The sequence below is a fragment of the Caldivirga sp. MU80 genome (assembly GCF_001663375.1).
Lineage (GTDB): Archaea > Thermoproteota > Thermoprotei > Thermoproteales > Thermocladiaceae > Caldivirga.
In genome coordinates this window covers 17003-36327 of sequence record NZ_LCTF01000004.1, presented here as the reverse complement: position 1 = coordinate 36327, position 19325 = coordinate 17003, and the positions used below count along the sequence as shown (strand labels likewise).

Annotated in this window: 22 protein-coding genes; 13 read left to right on the top strand and 9 right to left on the bottom strand. The window is 49.6% G+C overall.

The genetic code is table 11. The annotated features are described in order from the left end of the window. Nucleotides 1–72 precede the first annotated feature (72 nt). Complete coding sequence (locus tag AAX04_RS01790) at nt 73–333, top strand: MazG nucleotide pyrophosphohydrolase domain-containing protein (protein ID WP_066793179.1); 261 nt, start codon at nt 73–75, stop codon at nt 331–333. Here AAX04_RS01790 and AAX04_RS01785 read toward each other — a convergent pair. Continuing rightward, nucleotides 330–1487, bottom strand: a complete 1158-nt coding sequence (locus AAX04_RS01785) for a radical SAM protein (protein WP_066793177.1) — start codon at nt 1485–1487, stop codon at nt 330–332. The two genes, AAX04_RS01790 and AAX04_RS01785, sit on opposite strands and share 4 nt — an antisense overlap. 497 nt (nt 1488–1984) lie before the next feature. Further along, on the bottom strand, nt 1985–2923 hold the full coding sequence (locus AAX04_RS01780; RefSeq protein ID WP_066793175.1) for a glycosyltransferase: 939 nt from the start codon (nt 2921–2923) through the stop codon (nt 1985–1987). 102 nt (nt 2924–3025) lie between these two features. Between AAX04_RS01780 and AAX04_RS01775 the strand changes: the two genes are divergently transcribed. After that, nucleotides 3026–4087, top strand: coding sequence for a sn-glycerol-1-phosphate dehydrogenase (locus AAX04_RS01775; RefSeq protein WP_238377761.1), 1062 nt, complete (start codon nt 3026–3028; stop codon nt 4085–4087). Between the two features lie 183 nt (nt 4088–4270). After that, complete coding sequence (locus AAX04_RS01770) at nt 4271–5698, top strand: TldD/PmbA family protein (RefSeq protein ID WP_066793169.1); 1428 nt, start codon at nt 4271–4273, stop codon at nt 5696–5698. On the opposite strand, the gene AAX04_RS01765 is transcribed toward AAX04_RS01770, so the two are convergent. Further along, nucleotides 5673–6242 carry an XTP/dITP diphosphatase gene (locus AAX04_RS01765; RefSeq protein ID WP_066793167.1) on the bottom strand — a complete coding sequence of 190 codons (570 nt, stop codon included), beginning with the start codon at nt 6240–6242 and terminating at the stop codon, nt 5673–5675. The genes AAX04_RS01770 and AAX04_RS01765 overlap by 26 nt on opposite strands. Before the next feature lie 85 nt (nt 6243–6327). Between AAX04_RS01765 and AAX04_RS01760 the strand changes: the two genes are divergently transcribed. Beyond that, nucleotides 6328–6618 carry a transcriptional regulator gene (locus AAX04_RS01760; protein ID WP_066793165.1) on the top strand — a complete coding sequence of 97 codons (291 nt, stop codon included), beginning with the start codon at nt 6328–6330 and terminating at the stop codon, nt 6616–6618. A gap of 8 nt (nt 6619–6626) precedes the next feature. On the opposite strand, the gene AAX04_RS01755 is transcribed toward AAX04_RS01760, so the two are convergent. Further along, the gene (locus AAX04_RS01755) at nt 6627–6923 is read right to left on the bottom strand and encodes a hypothetical protein (protein WP_084761139.1); all 297 of its coding nucleotides are present in this window, start codon (nt 6921–6923) and stop codon (nt 6627–6629) included. 75 nt (nt 6924–6998) lie between these two features. Between AAX04_RS01755 and AAX04_RS01750 the strand changes: the two genes are divergently transcribed. Next, complete coding sequence (locus AAX04_RS01750; protein ID WP_066793163.1) at nt 6999–7295, top strand: acylphosphatase; 297 nt, start codon at nt 6999–7001, stop codon at nt 7293–7295. On the opposite strand, the gene AAX04_RS01745 is transcribed toward AAX04_RS01750, so the two are convergent. Continuing rightward, nucleotides 7282–8289: a sodium:calcium antiporter gene (locus AAX04_RS01745; protein ID WP_066793161.1), complete on the bottom strand. Its 1008-nt coding sequence runs from the start codon at nt 8287–8289 to the stop codon at nt 7282–7284. The genes AAX04_RS01750 and AAX04_RS01745 overlap by 14 nt on opposite strands. A gap of 144 nt (nt 8290–8433) precedes the next feature. Between AAX04_RS01745 and AAX04_RS01740 the strand changes: the two genes are divergently transcribed. Together AAX04_RS01740 and AAX04_RS11785 are read left to right on the top strand one after the other, a co-directional pair. Beyond that, nucleotides 8434–9846, top strand: a complete 1413-nt coding sequence (locus tag AAX04_RS01740; RefSeq protein WP_066793159.1) for an aspartate aminotransferase family protein — start codon at nt 8434–8436, stop codon at nt 9844–9846. Nucleotides 9847–9913: 67 nt separating this feature from the next. Then, nucleotides 9914–10084, top strand: a complete 171-nt coding sequence (locus tag AAX04_RS11785; protein WP_156519642.1) for a hypothetical protein — start codon at nt 9914–9916, stop codon at nt 10082–10084. A 7-nt stretch (nt 10085–10091) separates the two neighbouring features. Here AAX04_RS11785 and speB read toward each other — a convergent pair whose 3' ends face one another. Both speB and AAX04_RS01730 read right to left on the bottom strand, forming a co-directional pair. Then, the gene (gene speB / locus AAX04_RS01735) at nt 10092–11078 is read right to left on the bottom strand and encodes an agmatinase (RefSeq protein WP_066793158.1); all 987 of its coding nucleotides are present in this window, start codon (nt 11076–11078) and stop codon (nt 10092–10094) included. A 225-nt stretch (nt 11079–11303) separates the two neighbouring features. After that, nucleotides 11304–12581, bottom strand: coding sequence for an MFS transporter (locus tag AAX04_RS01730; protein WP_238377760.1), 1278 nt, complete (start codon nt 12579–12581; stop codon nt 11304–11306). Between the two features lie 127 nt (nt 12582–12708). Between AAX04_RS01730 and AAX04_RS01725 the strand changes: the two genes are divergently transcribed. From AAX04_RS01725 to AAX04_RS01705, 6 genes are all read left to right on the top strand, one after another. Beyond that, complete coding sequence (locus AAX04_RS01725; RefSeq protein ID WP_066793157.1) at nt 12709–14568, top strand: urocanate hydratase; 1860 nt, start codon at nt 12709–12711, stop codon at nt 14566–14568. 65 nt (nt 14569–14633) lie between these two features. After that, nucleotides 14634–14795 carry a hypothetical protein gene (locus AAX04_RS12270; protein ID WP_202904407.1) on the top strand — a complete coding sequence of 54 codons (162 nt, stop codon included), beginning with the start codon at nt 14634–14636 and terminating at the stop codon, nt 14793–14795. A gap of 27 nt (nt 14796–14822) precedes the next feature. Continuing rightward, nucleotides 14823–15170 carry a hypothetical protein gene (locus AAX04_RS01720; protein ID WP_066793156.1) on the top strand — a complete coding sequence of 116 codons (348 nt, stop codon included), beginning with the start codon at nt 14823–14825 and terminating at the stop codon, nt 15168–15170. Nucleotides 15171–15336: 166 nt separating this feature from the next. Next, nucleotides 15337–16566, top strand: coding sequence for an acyl-CoA dehydrogenase family protein (locus AAX04_RS01715; RefSeq protein ID WP_066793287.1), 1230 nt, complete (start codon nt 15337–15339; stop codon nt 16564–16566). Between the two features lie 74 nt (nt 16567–16640). Beyond that, entirely contained in the window at nt 16641–17195 is a 555-nt protein-coding gene (locus AAX04_RS01710) for an AAA family ATPase (protein ID WP_066793154.1), read from the top strand. Then, a complete protein-coding gene (locus tag AAX04_RS01705; RefSeq protein ID WP_066793152.1) occupies nt 17196–17828 on the top strand; it encodes a hypothetical protein in 633 nt (210 codons plus the stop codon). 21 nt (nt 17829–17849) lie between these two features. On the opposite strand, the gene AAX04_RS01700 is transcribed toward AAX04_RS01705, so the two are convergent. After that, the gene (locus tag AAX04_RS01700; protein ID WP_066793150.1) at nt 17850–18875 is read right to left on the bottom strand and encodes a zinc ribbon domain-containing protein; all 1026 of its coding nucleotides are present in this window, start codon (nt 18873–18875) and stop codon (nt 17850–17852) included. Nucleotides 18876–18884: 9 nt separating this feature from the next. Beyond that, a complete protein-coding gene (locus AAX04_RS12330) occupies nt 18885–19310 on the bottom strand; it encodes a transposase (RefSeq protein WP_066793148.1) in 426 nt (141 codons plus the stop codon). Between the last annotated feature and the right edge of the window lie 15 nt (nt 19311–19325).

Sequence of the window (19325 nt, the reverse complement as noted above, 5' to 3'; positions counted from 1 at the left end):
AAGGGGTGGCTAAATTGCCGTAATTGAGGGTAAGTAGGTTTACTTTAAATAGGTGCATGCCGCATCCCCATCATGGAGATTAGGGAGGCTCAGGAGTTGATTAGGAGGGCTTACTTCGAGAGGGATAGTAGGAGGGGGCTTTACCCAACCTTCACCTGGCTTGTTGAGGAGGTTGGGGAATTGGCGGACTCGATACTTAAGGGTGATGAAAAGTCAAGGATGGAGGAGCTTGCCGACGTATTCGCGTGGCTCCTATCAGTGGCTAATCTACTTAACATTGATGTTGAGGAGGCCTTCAAACGCAAGTACGTTGTGAATGGGCCACCACCCTAGGCTTGCTTAAACCCATTGAGTATGTGTGGTATTGGACATAATGGGTCATCACCGTATAGATCACCACCCAGGTAGTATGCCCTAGCCCTATCACCACCCTTACAGTACCTCTTGAATTGGCAGTTCGAGCACTGGGGTCCTCTTAGGTACTTCTCAGTGTTTATGAATAAGTCTAGGTTTGATTCACTAAGTATTTCGATTAGGCTCCTCTCCCTTACGTTACCCAGCTTCACGAAGTCTATGAATTGGCATGGATAGACATCGCCATTGGGGTATATTGAAATTATCCTCCTACCGCAGCCGCCCGTGGATTCAACGAACTTGAGGTAATTCTCCAATTCACTGCTACCCTTAGCTAGGCTTAGGGCGATGTAAATGCCGTCGAATGGGCCTAGGGTAGTCTCGATTTCCAGCTTACCGGCATACTCCCTGGCATACTTGATTAGGTTGTCCATGAACCTGGTGTATTGGCCTGGGCTGTACCACCAATCCCTGTTAAGGTTCCTAGCCCTCCCTGAGGCTGATAGGTGGTAGAACGTTATCCTCCTAACCCCCAATGACAGGGCAAATTCTATGTAGGATGGCACCTCATCAATGTTCCTGGAGGTTAAGGTGAACCTCAACCCCACGTCCAACCCAGCATCAAGTGCGTTCCTAATGCCGGCGATAGCCATGGCGAAGGCGCCCTTAACACCCCTAAACTCATCGTGAAACTCACTGTTTATTGAATCCAACGAGACCCCGATGTATGAGAAACCTGAATCGGCAAGCTTAGATGCCGCTTCCCTAGTTATCAGTGTGCCGTTGGTGGATAGTGCAATCTTAATACCCCTCCCCCTGGCGTAACTGGCTAATTCAAACAAGTCACCCCTCATTAGGGGTTCGCCACCTGTGAACAGTATAAGTGGTACACCAATCTGGCTGAACTGGTCAATCAGGTTAAGGGCCTCCCCCGTGGTTAACTCACCCTTATCAGGGCTACCGGCGTCTATGTAACAGTGGAGGCACCTTAAATTGCACCTCCTTGTTATATTCCAGGAAATCACCGGCCTAATTGGGCTTGAGAAGTCGCTAGGCCTATCCACGCTGAACCTGCCCTTAATCTTAATCGACACGGTACCAGCCCCAGTAACCATGACACTGACAGGTATCATGCATGGCCGCCGTAACTCAGACGCCTTAAGTATTTAAAACTAACTCAACACCCATATTACCCAGCCATGAGGGTTATAATTAAAGATGTAGGTGAATAATGGTGTCTATCCTTAGGGGATCATTGGGTTTTGGAGTGGTAGAGTGGTGATAATATTAATATTATCGTGACTCTGTCAGTCCAAAAATCTAACTCAACACCCAGTCCCACAAACCACAAAGCCGGTTAATTACATGCCACATGCAGCACATGTACTACCAGTATTAATATTACCACGACTCTACCAACCCAATTTTTAATGGACACGTACTCTAAGCCGCCAATAAAAGGAGATGCCATTAATATCGGTTTCAATAGTGTTAACCTTAAAAAAGATTATTACTACTCCATTGCTCCGGAATTCAATGGGCGCAGTTATCTGGTGCCGTGGGTGCTATCAATGATGCATTGGTAGTTATTAAGGCGTGTAACTGTTAATTATTGTTGTTGCTTAGTGGGTTAGTGTTTGTACTTTAGTTTGTTGCATGACCCTGTTAAGGCTCCCTTCACCTTAACGTACCTGTAGAGTAGTTTAACATGGGTTTCAGCTAGCGCTACCTTTAACCCCTTCACTGGGCCTAGTTTCCTAGTCCTCCTGTAGGTTAGGATTGGTAGTGCGGCTAGGGTTGCGGGTAACTTAAGAATGTCATCGAGCAAATCCACCGACCTTATTATACCGTATTTTGACGCCACCCTGGTGTAGTGTAGGTCAACATCCGCGTTAACTACACCGGCTTCAGCTTGGCTTAGCTTAACTGGGTCGTGCTGTATGGCCCCCGTAAAGCCTATGATTATCCCCCAACCTAGGCACATCATGGCCCTCATTAGCCATGCGTCCTCGTATAGGTGCAGCTCAGGTGGTATTATACCGAAACTACCCCTAATGCCAGCTAGGGCGCTCCTCCTGAGGGCTATGTCATTAGTCCTACCCCTCTCCAGGAATGACATTAAAAGGGCCTTAAGCCTAGCCCCATCCATCTGCACGTTACCTGCTTCATTCAGGTCGTTAACGTCGTATGTTGCGCCGTAGAACATACCAATCGAAGGGTCATTGAGGGCGCCGTTGGCTTCGTTCCACCACCCATCCCTAAGTATAACATCGTCGTCCAGTTGAATAAGGACGTTGTCACTGAAGTTCTCCAGGAAGATGTCAATCGCCGTTTGCCTACCCGTGGCCCTAGTTGCCTTAACGTAACCGTAGAGCCTAGACCTAGTGGCCAGTAGCTCCTTACCATGCGCATCGGCGAACTCCTTAACAACTCTACTTGTTGAATCGTCATCACTGTCATCAACCAGTACCATGGAGCTGTACGGCACTTGAAGTGTTGCCTCAAGCATCCTCCTAAACACCAGCCCCTTACGGGCACCGTTCCTGGTTATAATGGACAGCACAACCACGGTTACCTGTGTACCAAGAATTGCGGTAAATCTTAAAGCTTAACTCAAATGCAGGAAACGAGACAACAAAATAATATAGAGGGGTGCGCTGGGTGCTTAACCGTGGTTAAGGGTCTTGAGCTTTTTGAGGTGCCTAGGCAGGTCGTGTTTGGACCGGGGGCCATCGGTAGAGTTGGTGATGTGCTAACCGCGCTTGGGTTAAGGAGGGGGCTCATCATAACCGGGCACATCCACAGTAGGCACATTGCCACTAAGGTAAGTGAGCAGTGCATAGACTGCCAGATAATGAGCGATGATGAGCTTGACCTGGTGGATATAGTTAATGGTATGGCGGCCTTCACGGACGTGGACTTCATAGCAGGTGTCGGAGGTGGTAGGGTTATTGACCTGAGTAAGGTGATTGCCCATAGGCTTAACAAGCACTTAATATCAATACCCACCGTGGCCAGCCATGATGGTATAGCGTCACCCTACGTATCATTCCTCATGCAGGATGACTTGAATAAGATGGGCCTCGGGAAGGTTAAGAAAACCCCCCTAGCCATAATAGTGGACACCAGTATAGTGGCCGAGGCGCCTAGGGTCTTCCTGATGTCGGGTATTGGTGAGCTGCTGGGTAAGAGGGTTGCTCTCATGGATTGGAAGCTTGCCCATAGGATTAGGGGGGAGGATTACAGCGAGTCAGCTGCCATGCTGGCGCTCTCAAGCCACATGATAATAATGAACAATATTAATAAGCTCAATAGGCACGGTGAGGAGGGGGCTAGGGTAGTGGTTAAGGCCCTGCTAGGCTGCGGTGTGGCCATGGCCATAGCCGGGAGCACCAGGCCATGCAGTGGGTCGGAGCACCTCTTCAGCCACTCCCTCGACCTAATAGCCAGGAGGCATGGCATTAAGCAGGCTATGCACGGCATGCAAGTTGCCTTAAGCTCAGTGGTCATGCTCTACCTGTATGGGGCTAATTGGAGGAGGGTTATTAAGATAATGAGGAAGCTGGGCCTCCCCACAAGCTTCAGGGAACTTGGTTACGACAGGGAGTTGGTAATCGAGGCCCTGATGAATGCGCATAAGATTAGGCCTGACAGGTACACGATACTGGGCTCAGATGGGTTAACAAGGGAGGCCGCTGAAACGGCTTTGGAGCAAACTGGCGTCATAGCGTAACCCAGCTTAATGAAAGGGGCTCACCCTTTTAGGGCAGGTTACCCCACTATGTAGGGTTGGTACACTGATGTTAATGTTCTCCTTGCTTTTGTAAGGGATTTGTAAACAAGGCCTAGTGGTATGACCCCTTGACAAAAATGCCGAGAATGGGATACTTATAAAGGGTGTGGCTGGTTTAGTGTTATGGAGGATGAGTTGAGGAGGCTCGTTGACAGGGCCCTAAGCCTAGGCGCCTCATATGCAGAGGCTAGGTATCAGGTTGATTCCGAGAGGGTTATCAGGGTTAGGAATGGTTCACTGGAGAGGGTTTCAACAGACTCCACGGAGGGGTTCTCCGTAAGGGTCCTTTACAATGGTGCATGGGGCTTCGCCTCAGGGCCTACGCCAAGCGTGGAGTTAGCTGAAACAGCGTTTAAGGCTGCCAGGGCGGCTTCGGCGTTGGTTGGGAGGAGAGTTTCACTAGCACCCAGTGAATTAACCTCACTTAGGTATGAGGTTGTTGAGGGGGTTAGGCTCAGTGATGTACAGGCTGAGGAGGCTGTTAAGTACCTAATGGACCTTGACAAGGACATTAACATTGATAAGAGGATAGGCGTTAGAATGCTAAGCATGGACATGATGGAGACTAGGAAGACCATTGTGAACAGTGAGGGTGCGCTGGTGGAGAGCAGGGTGCCTAGGCTTGAACTATTCTCAGTAATGATGGCCCACGACCCAAGTAGGGGCCTCAGTCAACAGAGGAGTGAACAATACGGCGGCAGTGGTGGGTGGGAGTTAACTAAGAACCTGCGTATTGATGAAGACTTGAAGAGGAATGCCGAAACCCTGGTTAAGATACTTGACACAGCCAGGCCCATTAAGAGTGAGGAGAGGCTTGACGTAGTGTTCTCACCGGAGTTGGCAGGCATATTCGTCCACGAGTCCGTTGGACACCCAAGCGAGTTGGATAGGATAATGGGTAGGGAGGGGGCTGAGGCTGGGGAATCCTACATGAAGGTTAATGACCTGGGTAACCTGAGGATTGGAAGCGAACACGTAACGATAATAGACGACCCAACGATACCGCACAGCTACGGCTACTACCTGGTTGATGAGGAGGGGGTTAGGGCTAGGCCGAGGGTGCTTGTGAACAAGGGTGTGGTTAACGAGTTTCTAATGAATAGGGAGTACGCTTCCTACATTGGTAGGAGCAGTAATGCGGCTGCCAGGGCGAGTGAATTCAATAGGGAACCCATACCGAGGATGGCTAACACGTACCTAGCCCCAGGTGACTGGAAGCCCGAGGAGTTGATTAGGGAGACTAGGAACGGTCTCTACTTCGTCTCATACCAGGAGTGGAACATTGACGACAGGAGGTGGTTTGGGAGGTACGGTGGCCTGGAGGCCTATAGGATAGTTAACGGTGAGTTGGGTGAAATGGTCCTAATGCCCTACGTCGAATTAACCACAAGGACCCTTTGGAGCAGCGTGGATGCTGTTGCAAATGACCTAAGCTTCAACGCCGGGACCTGCGGTAAGGGTAATCCAATGCAGGGTGTGCCCGTCTGGTTCGGTGGAGTGACCTTTAGGGCTAAGAACCTCCTGGTTAAGCCCCCTGTCCTGGGCCAGTGAGACTGGTAACGTAGGATGCAAGCCTTTTAAAGGCCATGGACCTGTGGGATAGCTTAGCCTTAAGTTCAACACCCATCTCCGCGAAGGTCTCCCCATAACCCTCGGGTATGAATATCGGGTCGTAGCCGAAACCCCCACTCCCCCTAGGCTCCTCACTCAACACACCCCTAACAACACCTGTAAATAACTTAACCCCACCCCCTAGGCACAGTCCCACCACAGACTTGAAGTAAGCCCCCCTGTTAACCACACCCTGCATCAGCTTAAGCACACCCCTCAACCCAATTGTCCTGTAGACGTACTCGGAGTATGGGCCTGGGAAGCCGTTTAGGGAATCTATGAACAAGCCATCATCCTCCACCACAAGCCAGTCCACACAGTTTAACCTAAGGGCGTAGGTGACTATCTCCTCAAGGCTATCACTCTGAATCTCAACCTTCCTTAGGCCAGTCTCCATCACAATGCCTATGCCGTATTGGGATAGGGCTAGTTCAGCCTCCCTAACCTTATTCCTATTCCCGGTCATGAACCTCAACATGACCATGCCTATCAGCAGTGGCTGGGCGGTATGGTTTAATTAACGTTAAGGGTACAGTAATACTTAATAAGCACTGCCGCATAGTTGGCTAATGCGTAGGGATACTGCAGTGGGCGTTGCTCTAATGGTGGTTGGAGTGGTGGTTATAGTGGTGTACGGTTGGCTGGTCTTCGCAACCCCATGGTGGCGCATAGTCCTCCAGTTAACCGGCTTTGTTGCCGTGGCCGCGGTGTTCGGCATACTGGCCTGGGTTGGGTATGCACTGGCAACCACACCACCACCGAAGCCCATTGAGGAGATTGAGAAGGAGATACAGCAGGAGTTGCAGAAGCTTGAGGAGGAGTCCAAGAGTCAGGGGAGCGGTAAGGAGGGGCAGCAGTAGTGGCTCATTCAATTACCTACATCACTTAAAAGCTTCTCAAGGTCAATAATCCCAATAACCACTTTATCCACGTCGTCGGTTATTAGGACCCTGGTGTGTATTAACATACCGTTAACGGCTAGGGATGCGTAACCGTAATTTACCTTAGCAATGGAGCAGCAGGTACCCACATCGGCAACGCCGACGGTGCCTAACCCAAGCTCAACAGCGATACCCCTGGGTAGGACCGTGTGCATTGAACCATTAACCACAGCGTTAACCCTAACCCTCCTCCCATTAACCTCATTAACAACCTCAACCATCACAGGTTATAGATCGTCGGCAGCCTTTTAACACCTTCGCGCACTGCTTAAAAGGGGTATGTGCGGCTTGGTTAATTAATGCACGACTCCTCCGACGCAGTGAGGCTGAGGATTCTAGTGAGGGGTGTTGTGCAGGGGGTTGGGTTCAGATTCTTCATTAGGCGGCATGCCTCCAGGCTTGGCCTAAGGGGCTACGTGAGGAATCTACCCGACGGTGAGAGCGTTGAGATAGTAGTGGAGGGGCCTAGGGATAGGGTTAATGAACTCATTGAACTGGCCAGGAGGGGGCCGCCTGCGGCTGTTGTTGAGGATGTTGAGGTGAGCGAGTACAGTGGTGAATTGGACACCGTGGGCTTCACTATTAAGTATGACTAAGCACAACCAGAAGCACATAAGCCAAATAGCCAGCTAACCCAAGGATAGCTACATCAGGGGTTAGTCTCCTCTTGACTACGTGGTAGATTATGATTACTGAAATAGCCTCAACAATGGCTACGCTGGCTAAGGCGCCTACGGTTAGTCTCCAGTGGGTTAGCAGTAGGCCCATGGCTGGGTACAACGTTGAGTACAGTACCTTCTCCCCAACCAGCGCCGCCACGGCCATGGTATCCCTGTTCTTAAGCACCCATATTATTGCCGTTATTGATTCAGGCAGGACTGTGGCAATGGGTATGATTAGTATTGATAACACTATGGCGTCAATTGAGAACGCCCTTGATGCCTCACCTATGCCGTGAACCATGAGTCTTGAACCATAGATTAATATTACTATGCCTAGGATGAGTTGAACCACTGATAATTCAATACCCCTATTAAGCCAACCAGTGGCGACACCTAGGTACGGCTCCTCGTAGGCTTCAATTACTAATCCCTGTGAAGAGTGCATCAACTTAACGTAGACTAGGTAGGTTAATATGAGGAGTAGCGCCACAACCCACCTAACCATTACGTTACCTATTAAGGCAGGTAGCAGTATCGTTGGGAATAGCGCCGTGAAGATTAGGTACGGTATAATCAACTCCCTGTTAACCTCAAGCACAAGGTCATCCCTAGCCCCGGTTAACCTGCCTATAACGGCGAAGAGGAATATCACCGGAAACACTATTGTCGATATCATGAATGGTTCACCCATAACAGTGCCAATGCCTATGTCCTGCCCAGCCTCACCACCATAGAGGTAGAGGGCTATGATGAATATTATCAACTCGGGCATTGAGGTGAATATGGGTGACACCACGGCACCCACGAAGGACTCGCCTAATCTTAACCTCCCCCCAAGGTACTCAAGTGCATTGGTGAAGAACAAGCCGCCGGCGAAGGTTAAGGCAACTCCAGTGGCTATGTACATGACCAAGTTAGCTACGCTCATTGTCGACTATGCTAGGCTTAAGGCAAATTTAAACATATCCCTAGATACCTGGTAATTGAATTACTAGATGCGTAACGCGTCCACCTATTGTTGTAGAGATAAATAGAGGTATGTTTAATAACCACTAAGTAGATTAAGTTAAGCATGGCTATCAGCGTTGAGGAAGAGCTTGAGGGTTTGAGTTTCCCTGAGGCCCCCAGGATCATTGTTAAACCCCCTGGCCCTAAATCCCTGGAATTGTTAAATGCCCAGGGGGAATTTGAGACCAGTAGCGTTGTTTACCCTAAAGCCTTTAGGTTCGCAATCGATTCTGCCCGTGGTGCAACGATCAGGGACGTTGATGGTAATTACTACATTGATTGGGTTGCTGGTATAGCGGTTTTAAACGTAGGCCACAATAACCCGTATGTGGTGCAATCAGTCTTGGAGCAGCTGGGCCGGTATTGGCATTGGATGAGTGAGGTACCCAGTGAGGTTAGGGTTAGGTTCCTAAGGAACCTCCACTCAATACTGCCTGAGGGGCTTAAGGGTAGGGCTAAGGTCATCTTTGGGGTTACTGGGGCTGATGCCTGCGAGACCGCCGTGGCCCTAGCCAGGTGGGTTAGTGGAAAGCCGATGATCATGGCCTTTGAGGGGGCGTATCATGGAATCCACCAGGGTATTGTTACGGCTACGGCTAAGACTGAGTTGCAGGTCTACGCCGGTGTGCCTATGGTTAATATTGCCAGGGTCCCATACCCATACCCGTACAGGTGTCCATTACCAGCTAAGGATGCCGAGGACTGTGGTAATGCCATCCTTAATTACATTGAGCACCTGCTCAGTGACCCATACTCAGGCATTGGCCAGGTGGGTGCTATAATCGTTGAGCCTGTGCAGGGTGAGGGTGGTTACATAGTTCCACCAAGGGGCTTCCTCAAGGGCCTTAGGGATATCGCCGATAGACATGGCGTACTGTTAATTGTGGATGAGGTTCAGACCGGCGTTGGTAGAACCGGTAAGTGGTGGGCAGTGGAGCACTTTGGGATTACACCAGACATCATGTGCATGTCAAAGGCAATCGGTGGCGGAATACCCATGTCAGTGGTGGCCTATAGGGCTGACTACGACGAGAAACTGCCGGAGATGTTTCACCTAGGCACCTATAGGGCTAATCCACTTGCTCTCGCCGCTGGAGCAGCAACCATCGAGTACATACAGTCGAGGAACCTACTGGATAGGACACTTCAGTTGGGTGAATACGCGAGGAGGACCTTCGAGGACATGGCAGACAGGTACCCGGTGATTGGTAACGTCAGGGGCCTAGGCTTCATGATAGGTGTTGAGCTTGTCAGGGATAAGTCAACCAAGGACCCTGGTGCAAAGCTTGCTGGTTATGTTAGGAGGATGCTATTTGAGAACGGCGTATTAATGCATACGTGCGGGCACTTCGGTAATGTGCTTAGGTTTATGGCACCACTCGTTTTAACGAGGAGGCACTTGGATGATGGTTTAAGGATATTTGAGGAGGTTATTAAGGGGTCTATGGGCTATTTCGGTCTTCTTAATCACTTGTAATACTTATTTTCATTTAATGCCTAAATCCTCTGTTAAATTCAAAAACTTAACCTCAACGCTCTTATCAGTGACCCTAGGTTTCCGATCCGCAGAGGCTGGGAACCCTAGGCAACTAGTGGGGAGCCACTGCGGTGAGCGGGCTAGGGAGACCGCCGAGAAGCAGCCAGTGGAGACAACAAACCTCTGCCACCTCCAGAGAGACGGTAAGATAGGTGTACATCCCTGGGTTGTTTCTTGAATCATGGTCACCGTTGACCTAAGCCCTCATTCACCAACTGCTTGGCCTTCACAGACATCGCCTGGTATATTATATTAGCCGCTAGTAGGCTGGTAACCCCTGTTGGGTCAAGTGGTGGTGAGACCTCAACTAGGTCAAAGCCGATTAACCTAAGGTTCATTGATACTAGTGATCTAATCACAGTCAAAGCTTCCCTACTCGTGAATCCACCAGCCTCCCTGGTTCCGGTTCCAGGCGCGTATGCTGGGTCAACGGAGTCTATATCAAAGGTTACGTAGACTTCGCCACTTAATAACCCCCTCAACTCATTAATCAACCAGCTAATACCCCTCTCGCTAATCTCGCTCATGGTTATGACCTTAATTGGCACTGGGGATTCCTTTGCGTAGTCAAGGTCAGACTTATCGTATTGAGGGCCCCTAATGCCAACCTGCACAATACCGCTGATCAAACCTTCCTCAATGGACCTCCTAACCCAGGTACCGTGGGTATACTTCTCCCCCCAGTACTCATCCCAATAGTCAAAGTGGCTGTCGAAGTGAAGCACAAGTGGCTTAATCCTCTTTCCAATAGCCCTCAAGATGCCAAGGGTTATACTATGGTCCCCACCAGCTATGAATGGGGTTGCACCCTGCTCAACAACACCTCTAACCACTTCCTCAATCCTGTCGAGGGTTTTAATGATGCTGGTTGGCACAACATCAACATCCCCGTAATCCACAGCCCTAAGTACCTTGAATGGATAAACATCCAGGTCCATGTTATAAGGCCTCAGCAACCTAGACTCAGCCCTAATGAATTGTGGGCCAAGCCTGGCACCGGTGTAGAATGTTGCACCCCCATCAAATGGTACACCAATGAAGGCGCCTAATACATTACCGCTCCTTAAATCCCTAATAAACGGTAACCTCGCAAACGTGATCAGCTGCGAGAACCTGGGGGACTTAAGCGCATCCACAGGGGTACCAGGGCCACTACTGAGAGTCCAACTCATGGACCTTACTTAGGTTTCGTTAAATTAAGTTTTACCACCCAGTTCACGGGGGTGTTTAAGTGCTGAGAAATGTCCGTTTTATTTCCTCTTTATTTCCTCCCATTAGTATCCTAGTTAATGATGAAATTCTCATTTTCCTAGTGGTGCCAGGGAATAGGGCTGCTTCCTCGTACTTGAAAAACTATCGATGTTTTTGAATTTAATGTGACCTTGAAAAATGCGCCGTTATTGGTCCTTGGATTGCTTAGCGGCTATTGTAGATAATGCAAAGCTTATAATCATCAGTATTGCTCCTATTGCCGTATTTATGGTTATTGACGGTAACCATGGTTGAGGCTTTGTAGCCGCCCCAGCCATTAAGGTGGCTATTATGGCGGCCCAGGCTGCTAACCAAGTCCCACCGTTATAACCTAACCCAGCCCCCGTGGACCTAACACTCGCAGGTAGTAGGTCCCTTATGTAGACCTGCATAACTCCAACTGGCAGTACGGCTAGGAAGTCCCATAGCAGGACTGCCCAACCATTGCCGCCGATTAGGATCCAGTACATGGTTGGGTATATTAAGGCCAGTAGTATTATTGAAACCGTGAGTAGCGCATTCCTAGAGCTCCTCAACCAATCCACCAAAACACCACCAAACACACTACCAATCGCGTCACTGGCTGATAGGACTGTTAATATTAGGCCTGCTAGGGCTGCTGAGTAGCCTAGGATATTCTGCAGTACGAATGGGGATAGTTCAAGCATTACGTAGTACTCGTACAGGAATCCCATTGTGGCCAACAGTATAGTTAACATCGGTAGCCAATACCTTGCAAACAAGACCCTATATGGGCTCTTAACCTTCTCTGAAGCCTCCCACTCAGGGGATTCCGTGAGGAATCTCCTCCTGAACACGAAGGCAAGTATTGTGGTCACTATGCCACTCCAGAAGACGATCCTCCAGCCAATTGTGTACATGGCATTAGGTAGGTAAGTGGCAACCACCGTGTACGTGAAGGTGACGCCGAATATCCCTATGTCGAACCCAGCCTGCATAATGCCACTGGCTAACCCTCTCCACTTTGTCACGCTCTCCACGCTCATGACACCGCTCGACGAGTACTCACCACCCAGGAAGAAGCCCACTGCAAACCTCAGCAGGAGTAGTAGTACTATAGCCGCTAACCCGGCCTGTGCGTAGGTTGGTAGGAAACCCATTAGGAAGCTTGATATGCCAGCCCCAAGCATTGTTATGTAAAGTACATAACGCCTACCGATTTTATCAGATAAATTACCGAAGTATATGCCGCCAATTGGCCTAACCACCAGTGATAAGCTGAAGGCCGCTAACGTAGCCAGCATAGACCCCAATGAACCAAGTTGAGCGAAGAATATGTCCTTAATTATGGGGGCCGTGAAGTCGTAGGCTACAAAGTCATATGCATCCATACCCCAGCCGAGCATTGAACCTATCACATTGCGCCAGTTGAACACGCCCACAACCTCAGTTTCATTACCCACTATATAGTTTCACATGAATTATTTATAAGTTTTACCGTTTTATAAATATGCACCGTTAAGCATCTGCTTAATTTATTAAATGTGATATATGGTAATGCTTTTTAAACCAAGTGCTAGCTAGTGCCGCATGTCTGTTCCACAGAGGTATAGGGGTAGGCCCATTGAGGAGTTAATATCGGCGGGCTACTATGACCCTGAGACGAGGACTGTTAAGGCCATTAAGGGCCCTGAGCTCCATGTCCATAGTAGGGATTGGCAGTTGGAGGGGCCCCTTAGGATGCTTTTCCATGTCCTGGACCCCATGGTGGCTAAGGACCCGAAGAACCTGATAGTGTACGGTGGTACAGGTAAGGCCGCCCGAAACTGGGATGACTTCGAGGCTATTGTCGATGCCTTATTAACAATGGATAGTGAGGATACATTAATTATACAGAGCGGCGAGCCTGTGGCCATTTGGAGGCTTGGTAGGCATGCACCGAGGGTGCTGATGAGCAACGCCATGCTCGTCCCCAAGTGGGCTGACTGGAAGGTTTTCTGGGAGCTTGAGGCCAAGGGCCTAATAAGCTTCCACCAGATGACTGCTGGCTGCTGGGCCTATATTGGGACCCAGGGCATTCTCCAAGGCACCTACGAGACCATTGGGGCGGCTGCTGATAGGCACTTCAGCGGTTCCCTGGAGGGTAGGTTGGTTGTTAGCGCCGGGCTCGGTAACATGGGTGGTGCCCAGCCCCTGGCCATTAAGATGCTTGGTGGGGTTGCCCTGATTGCGGATGTTGATAGGAGGATGATACAGAGGATGATTGACACCGGTTACCTGGACACTTGGACTGACAGCATTGATAAGGCCATTGACATGGCCCTCGACGCCAAGGAGAGGAGGCAAGCCACAAGCATTGGCGTGCTGGCTAATGCTGTGGATCTGCTGGAGAGGCTGGTTAGGGATAACATAGTGCCGGACGTTCTCACTGACCAAACCCCAGCCCACGATCCATTGTCCTACGTGCCCCAGGGGTTAACGGTGGAGCAGGCTGAGCAGTTGAGGAGGAGTGACCCGAATAAGTACATTGCCATGGCTAGGGAGAGTATGAAGAAGCACGTCCAGTTAATGCTTGAGCTACAGAGGCATGGTGCAGTGACCTTCGAGTACGGGAATAACCTAAGGAAGCAGGCCTATGATGCCGGCGTGGAGGATGCCTTCAAGATACCTGGGCAGATGGAGTACATGAGGCCGCTGTTCGAGGAGGGGCGTGGGCCCTTCAGGTGGACCAGCCTAGTTGGGGATCCCAACGACATATATAAGCTTGACGAAGTCCTGCTGACGCTGTTCGAGAGGAACGCCAGGTTGGTTAGGTGGATTAAGAATGCCCACCAGTACGTCAAATTCCAGGGGTTGCCAGCTAGGGTTGTCTACCTGGGTTATGGTGAGAGGGCCTTGTTCGGCAAGGTGGTTAGTGAAATGGTTAGGAGGGGTGACTTAAGTGGGCCAATATGGTTTGGCAGGGATCACCTGGACAGCGGCTCAGTGGCCTCACCATTCAGGGAGACTGAGGGCATGCTGGACGGCTCAGATGCAGTGGGCGACTGGCCAATACTCAACTACGCACTGAACACGGCGGCTGGGGCAACCTGGACCTGCTTCCACCACGGTGGTGGCGTGGGCATTGGGTATGCAATACACGCCGGCTTCGGCATGGTTGTCGATGGCACGGAGTTGGCTGAGGAGAAGGCGCTTAGGGTGTTTACGGTGGATCCAGGTAGTGGTGTTGTTAGGCATGCCCACGCCGGTTACCCCAAGTCCCTAATGGTGGCTAGGGAGAAGGGCATTAGGATACCGATAATTGATAGGCTTGAGGAGAAGAGTGCGAGGGTTATTGAGGAGGCGTATAAGGAGGGTAGGATTAGCAGGTTCACGTACGACAGGGTTAAGAGGGATCTGCAGGAGTATGTGGAGAGGAAGAGGAACTACAGAACCCCCTTCAATACGTAGTGGGGTGAAGGTAGAGGGCAACAGGTTTATAAGTTAAGTAACAGTACATATTTTTGAACCGGCAAATGAGTGGGGAAAGGGAGTTACCGAAACTGGAGGTTAAGGGCTTCGTGGGGTACATAAAATACATAGCATACCTAGGAACTTATGAGGAGTACATGAGGCAAATAAATAGGGGTTTGCAAAATGACGGTTTGGTTAAAAATAAGGATAAGGAGCGGAAGTAGTAAGTAGATACCTGCGCCATGGCGAACATGGGCTTTGAGGGACTTGGCGCAGATATAATGCTACCCATGGACCTAGCTAAACGCCTTGAATTATGGCTACCTAAAAATGCCAACATATACGCCGTGAGGACGGCATCTGGCGTGGCACCAATATATAGGTTAAGGGGTTACATTGAAGCGGAGGTTATGGTTAATGATAGAAGTATAGTGCCCGTGAAGTTAATGCCCATAATATCCGATGCAATGGAGTACGTACTACTTAGCAATAAAGCCTTAACGGCGTTGGGTGTTGTGATAATAAGTGCTGATGAGGGTCTTTGGTGCCTGAGGGATGAGTTGGGTAGGTTGGTTAGGGATTCCTGTAATCCACCTTAAGTATAGTTAGTGGGTCTTTAGTTAATGGACTTAATACGTTTAGTCTTTATAATCCTAAAAATACCTAATGTCATTACCTTATTGCGCCAATACTAATTACGAGTATTTCTATGCTACTTGTTTAAAATTTAAAAGGGGGTTCATTGCACGTGCAGTGGGGTTATGCATGGTGTTCCCGTTGGATAGCCTGCAGGATTACCAATTGATATTCAAGTCTGAGCATGAAATGCTTAGGAGGGTGATTAGGGAGTTCCTTGAGAGGGAGGTTGCACCACACGTCCTTGAGATTGATGATAAGGATGAGGTGCCCATGGACCTACTGAGGAGGATTGGTGAGCAGGGGCTTTGGGGGATTGGGATCCCGGAGGCTTATGGTGGGCAGGGTGGTGATGTGGTTTCAACGGTGATACTCATGGAGGAGCTTGGCAGGGTGGCACCATCCATAGCCGTCATTAGGACTACCAACGACGCCTTCTCAATACCGGTAATGCTCTTCGGCACGGATGAGCAGAGGAGGAGGTACCTACCACCCATAGCTAAGGGTGAGGCCTTTGGGGCGCATGCCATGACTGAGCCATGTTGCGGCTCTGATGTGGCCGGTATACAGACTAGGGCCGTTAAGAGGGGTGATAGGTGGATCATCAGTGGTAGGAAGATACTCATAAGCAATGCCGACATCGCCAAATACATGATCGTCTTCGCCAGGACGGCTGAGCCACCTACGGGTAGGCGATGGTATGGGTTAACAGCCTTCATAGTTGAGAGGGATACACCCGGGTTGAGGATTGGGGCAAGGTTTGAGAAGAGGGGGCTTAGGGGCAGCCACGCAATGGAGGTCATTCTAGACAACGTTGAGGTCCCTGATGAGAATAGGGTGGGTGAATTGAACATGGGCTTCGTGGTGGCCATGGAGACCTACGACAGGACTAGGGTTGGCATAGCAGCCCAGGCCCTCGGCATGGCCCAGGCGGCCTTTGAAAGGGCCTTCCAGTACTCACTCCAAAGGACTGCCTTCGGGCAGTACATAGCCAACTTCGAGGCAATTCAATTCACCCTGGTTGAAATGATGGCTGACTTAATCACAGCCAGGTATTTGACGTACCTAGCTGCTTACCTGGCTGATCAGGGTAGGGAGGAGTTTAAGTACGTGGCCAGCCTGGCTAAGTTCTACTCCACCGAGGTTGCGGAGAGGGTGGTATCAAAGGCCATAGATGTACACGGGGGAATTGGCGTAATCCATGAAACAGGGATAGAGAGGTTCCTTAGGGATGTTAAGATAACGGAGATCTACGAGGGTGCAAACAACATCCAGAGACTAACGGCTTTTAGGCAATTGTTAAGGGTCCTATCTAAGAAGGGCTTAGTCAACCCTGAGGCGGCTAAGGCAATTACTTAACCCCAACCATCGCAAATCCACCATAGCCATTTAAGAAAAATCTTAAATGCCTCGTCACAGCTTATTACATCACAATGTATAATATTAATAAACTCATTGAGAGCATTCACAAGGTCAAGGTGCCGCTGGAGGCCATAGGGCTCATGATTCACTTCAGGGATAGAAATCGCGAAATTGAGGGGTTTTTCACCAATGTGATAAAGTATCGCGGAGTCTCGCTTATTTACGGGCCACGTGGTGCAGGTAAGTCAACACTTGCAAAGGTTCTCGAGGAAGAGGTGAAGGAGGTTGAGGGCTTTAATGACCTCGTGTTTGTGCGTTACACCTTTGAGGAGGAAACCATAAGGGAGACCCAGGTAAGGGTACCAGGTTTAGGTATTGATATATTACGTGAACTGGAGGATGCAGCCAACGTTAATGTTAGTATGGACCCCATCACCCTAGGTATCAAATTAATAAAGCCAGTCACAGTACTTGCTAGGGCGTTAAGGAACCATAGCCTTAGGGATAAGAGGGTTATCGTTGTTTATGACGATATAGACAGGTTTTTGAGGAAGTACGGAGGATACGAAATGCTTGAGGCAGTGGCAAACAAGATTCCAGACATAATAAGGGAGCACGACGTTTGAGTGAAGGCCTTATTCACCGTCAGTGATCAGGCGGCTGTAAACGTGGTAAGGAGGTTAGGTGGTAAGGGTGGAATGAGGGTTTACCTCCTCTGGAACCTGCCTAGGCAAGCATTCGTGGAGGTTATTAACGAGGTCGCCGAATTGACAGGGGCCAAGGACGTGAATTCTGAGTTATTATGGAACCTGCTTGGCGGTAATATGAGGGAGTTCGAAACCCTGGTAGGGTATGGCTGGGACTATAGGCGATGGATTGAAAGGCAGGCTATAATAAGGGTCATAGACACGTTTAGGACATACCAGGAGGAACAGGGGCTTAGCGGTATCAATGATGTGCTAGCAAGATTGATCGAGAAGGGAAAAGCCGCGGCCAGTAGTTACGGTCTCGGCGAATTCACCGGTCAACCCGACGCAGTGGAGGGGTTCTTCAACCCCCTTAGGGAGAACACCATGATCTACCTAGGGCTACCTGGACTTGAGGCCTTGTCCGAGATGCCCAGTGAGCCCTGGATCGGCAAGTACTTCGCCTACCAAATCCCGGCATATTACTGGGTGATAAAGGCCATGGTTAAATCAGGCAAGATTAATGTGACGCCTGAGGAGGCTCTCGATATAATCAACCACGTTAAGGAGTGAATAAAACATTATTAGTTATTATTATTTATATTTAATGACCCCTTCCCGCCCTTTTTGGGCGGGTTTAACCTTGGGGGTCTCGGGTGTTGCCCCCTCCTTGGGGGTTATTGGTTTCGCACCATTCGTTGTTACGATGTAGCTGAGTATTTTCCTTGGTATTGGTGCTTCATAGCCTGCTTTCTTTGCTATATTTCTTGCTGCGTTTATGTCTGCGTTGATTTTTATGCCCGTGGTTTCACATACATAGAGTCCTCTCTTGACTCTCCCGTTTTCATGCTCCATGTTACATATTGAGCATTGTTTGCTCGTCCCATACTCATTGACCACATTGAGCTTAATGCCGTACTCCTCAAGAACTTCACCCAGCCACTTAATGATTTTCGCATACCACCAAACATTGGTGTTATACTCATTACCGTCGTTCTGACTGACCATGTATGGGTAGCCAATGAATACCTCGTCAATGCCCATCTGCCACAAGGTCTTCGCCAGGAACCTAATCGCCGTCCTGTAGTAGTGCCTTAGCCTCTCGTGTTGCTTGTAAACCGCATGTAGGTAGAATGCGTGGTATTTACGCCATGACTCGAATCCGTGGTTCCTCAACCAATCCCTAATCGCCTGGTAGGTGCCTATTTCCCTCTTCCACCAGTAGTACTCAGCCTTTATTGTTGAGCCTTTGATTAAAATCGCAGTGTCACTGTGGTTAAACGCCACTGCGAATAAATTATTCAAACCAATGTCTATGAAAGCCTTGTTATTGCCCTTAGGATTCTCTATCCGTATCTTCTCGTAGGCACCCATCACGTAACCTTTTGGGTTACTCCTCGCTGGCTTCTCGCCAACGGTAATCGGCACATAGGCGAACCACCTACCATCCTCAAGCTTAATCACCAACGTGCCTTGTTTACCACTCCACTTGATTCTCCCAGCGTACTTTACTCTTAAACCCCAATCCTTAAGCACCAAATAGCCCTCGCCATTGTTGATTGGCTTAATGTAATACCTATCGTTCCTAACCAGAATCCTTAGCTCCCTCTTCCCAAGCACCTTGTCCTTTCAGAAGCCTGGTGGTGATGGCTTTCTGTAAAACTTCGGTAGTCTGCCCTGCCTATATAACTTAAGCAACTCGAAGTATGATTTCCAAGCATTGTTGTTTAGGTTAACCACCTGACCAGCATTCACACCCAACACACCCTTATACCTGTGGTAGAACTCGTGCTTCGTGTCCCTGAAGTCCACCCTACCCGTTTCCCTAAACTGCACCAACCTAGCGTAGTTCAACTCATTCCATAACTTAGCAGTGGCATCAGCTATTCTCCGCAACCTCCTTTCTTGGGCACCATTAGGCAGTAGCCTCAGCCTAACAGTCCTCTTGCCTCCATCCTCCTTCTTACGAGAAGAGGGAGTGCCTGGGTTGGCGAAAAGGGTGGGTAATCGACCCACCGGCTCATCCAAGGAGGAAAAAGGCACCAACCCAGGCACCAGGTCCCCAGCAAG